The sequence below is a fragment of the Sphaerochaeta halotolerans genome (assembly GCF_003429665.1).
Taxonomy (GTDB): Bacteria; Spirochaetota; Spirochaetia; order Sphaerochaetales; family Sphaerochaetaceae; genus Sphaerochaeta; species Sphaerochaeta halotolerans.
On the sequence record NZ_QUWK01000027.1, the window covers coordinates 1,908 to 5,026 of the forward strand.

Here is a 3,119-nt window from a genome sequence, read left to right on the forward strand (position 1 = left end):
ATAGCGCAGGGATTGGAAGAATGATATGGTCAAGTGAAAAGAGGGTCCACGGAGGATGCCTAGGAGCTGCCAGGCGAAGAAGGACGCGACAAGCTGCGAAAAGCCGCGGGGAGGGGCCAATACCCAGAGATCCGCGGATGTCCGAATGGGGTAACCCGCAAGTCTGGATGACATGCACATGCACGTGAATACATAGGGTGCATGGGAGATACGCCGGGGAGTGAACCATCTAAGTACCGGCGGGAGTAGAAATCAAACGAGATTCCCCCAGTAGCGGCGAGCGAACGGGGAGGAGCCCAAACCGCGTGCCCTCGGGTGCGCGGGGTTGTAGGGGTGCGGCGGGGTTTACCCGTGCAGTGAGAAACCACGAGCGTAGCGGAACGGACCTGGGAAGGCCGGCCAGAGCGGGTGAAAGCCCCGTACGCGAAACGCCCGTGGCTGCATGGCCGCACTGCCTGAGTACGGCGGGACACGAGAAATCCTGCCGGAAGCAGGGGGGACCACCCTCCAAGGCTAAATACTCGGCAGCTACCGATAGCGCATAGTACCGTGAGGGAAAGGTGAAAAGGACCCCGGGAGGGGAGTGAAAGAGAACCTGAAACCGTGGACCTGCAAGCGGTCAGAGCCCTTCAGGGGGTGATGGCGTGCCTTTTGTAGAATGAGCCTGCGAGTTACCGTATGCGGCGAGGTTAAGGGAGGGAAGTCCCGGAGCCGCAGGGAAACCGAGTCTGAACAGGGCGTTCAGTCGTGTGCGGTAGACCCGAAGCCAAGTGATCTAGCCATGGCCAGGCTGAAGCAGGAGTGAAATCCTGTGGAGGGCCGAACCTAAATCCGCTGAAAAGGGTTGGGATGAGCTGTGGCTTGGAGCGAAAGACTAAACAAACTTGGAGATAGCTGGTACTCTCCGAAATAGCTTTAGGGCTAGCGTCGCATTGATTGTCGCGGAGGTAGAGCACTGGATAGGTGAGGGCCCGTCACTGGGTACCGAGCTTAACCAAACTCCGAATACCGCGATACAATGTGCGGCAGTCAGACGGCGACTGATAAGGGCCGTCGTCGAGAGGGAAACAGCCCGGACCGCCGGCTAAGGTCCCAAAGTCGTGCTGAGTGGGAAAGGAAGTATGACTGCACAGACAGCCAGGAGGTTGGCTCAGAAGCAGCCACCCCTTCAAAGAGTGCGTAACAGCTCACTGGTCGAGTAGTCATGCGCCGACAATGTAACGGGGCTAAGCACGGCACCGAAGCCGCGGGACAGCACCCCTGGGGTGCTGTCGGTAGGAGAGCATTCCGTGAACGGAAGAAGCAGGGGCGCAAGCCCGTGTGGACGGGACGGAAGAGAGAATGCAGGCATGAGTAACGAAAAGACGGGTGGGATCCCCGTCCGCCGAAAGCCCGAGGTTTCCAGGGTAAAGGCAATCTACCCAAGGGTCAGTCGGCCCCTAAGGCGAGGGCGAGAGCCGTAGCCGATGGGAAGCGGGTCAACATTCCCGCACCTCCCAGGGTTCCGATGGGATGACGCATAGGGCGAAACGCAGCCGGGCGACGGTAGTCCCGGCCTCAACGGCGAGCCGATGAGGCACCCAGGCAAATCCGGGTGCCGAGGTGAGCCGCGAGCGAGCCGCACCACGGTGGGGCGAAGTGCGCGTAGTCGTCGTGCCGAGAAATAATCCCTAAGGAACGGCCCTGGGGGACCGTACCGAAAACCGACACAGGTGGGCGAGCTGAGAATGCGAAGGCGCACGGAAGAATTCGCGTTAAGGAACTCGGCAAAATGCATACGTAACTTCGGGAAAAGTATGGCCCCCGCAAGGGGGTTGCAGAGAAACGGCCCATGCGACTGTTTACCAAAAACACAGGTCCATGCGAACCGGCAACGGGAAGTATATGGACTGACACCTGCCCGGTGCTGGAAGGTCAAGAGGAGTTGTCAGAGCGATCGAAGCAGCGAATCCAAGCCCCAGTAAACGGCGGCCGTAACTATAACGGTCCTAAGGTAGCGAAATTCCTTGTCGGGTAAGTTCCGACCCGCACGAATGGTGTAACGATATGGGCGCTGTCTCAACGCGAAATCCGGTGAAATTGAAGTCCAGGTGAAGATGCCTGGTACCCGTGGTTAGACGGAAAGACCCCGTGAACCTTTACTTCAACTTGGCATGGGGACTTGGACAGGGATGTGTAGGATAGGTGGGAGGCCGCGAGGCGTGGGCGTCAGCCTGCGCGGAGCCGCTGGTGAAATACCACCCTTGCCTGTCCAATTCCCTAACCGCGGCCGTGATCCGGCCGCGGGACAGTGCCAGGCGGGAAGTTTGACTGGGGCGGTCGCCTCCCAAAGAGTAACGGAGGCGCGCGAAGGTCACCTTAGGATGGTTGGGAATCATCCCTCAAGTGTAAAGGCACAAGGTGGCTTGACTGCGAGGCAAACAGGCCGAGCAGGTACGAAAGTAGGTCTTAGTGATCTGGCGGTAGCGAGTGGAAGCGCCGTCACCTAACGGATAAAAGGTACTCCGGGGATAACAGGCTGATCTTGCCCAAGAGTTCATATCGACGGCAAGGTTTGGCACCTCGATGTCGGCTCATCGCATCCTGGGGCTGGAGCAGGTCCCAAGGGTTTGGCTGTTCGCCAATTAAAGCGGTACGCGAGCTGGGTTCAGAACGTCGTGAGACAGTTCGGTCCCTATCTGCCATGGGCGTTGGATGTCTGAGGGGTTCTGCTTTCAGTACGAGAGGACCGAAGTGGACGAACCTCTGGTGTACCGGTTGTCGTGCCAACGGCAGCTGCCGGGTAGCTACGTTCGGAAGGGATAACCGCTGAAAGCATCTAAGCGGGAAGCCCTCCCCAAGATGAGACATCCCACCCGCACAAAGCGGGCACAAGGAAACAGGCAGACCACCTGTTCGATAGGCCGGGGGTGCAAGCACGGCAACGTGTTCAGCCCACCGGTACTAATCATCCGAGAGGCTTGACCATATCATCGTTCCAGTCCCGAGGGCCGCCAAGGCCGGTCGTGCGAGGTCCCCTCGCGCTCCCAGGCGTTGGCCGGCCCGGTGGCCACAGCAGGGTGGACACACCCGTTCCCATCCCGAACACGGAAGTTAAGCACCCTCACGCCGATGGTACT

The 3,119-nt window shown here is 59.3% G+C and carries 2 rRNA genes; both read left to right on the plus strand.

Features of this window, described 5'->3' with window-relative positions:
- The first annotated feature begins 27 nt into the window (after nucleotides 1-27).
- Nucleotides 28-2,968, plus strand: a 23S ribosomal RNA gene (locus DYP60_RS13705).
- Nucleotides 2,969-3,041: 73 nt separating this feature from the next.
- Nucleotides 3,042-3,119, plus strand: a 5S ribosomal RNA gene (gene rrf, locus DYP60_RS13710); the annotation flags it as partial.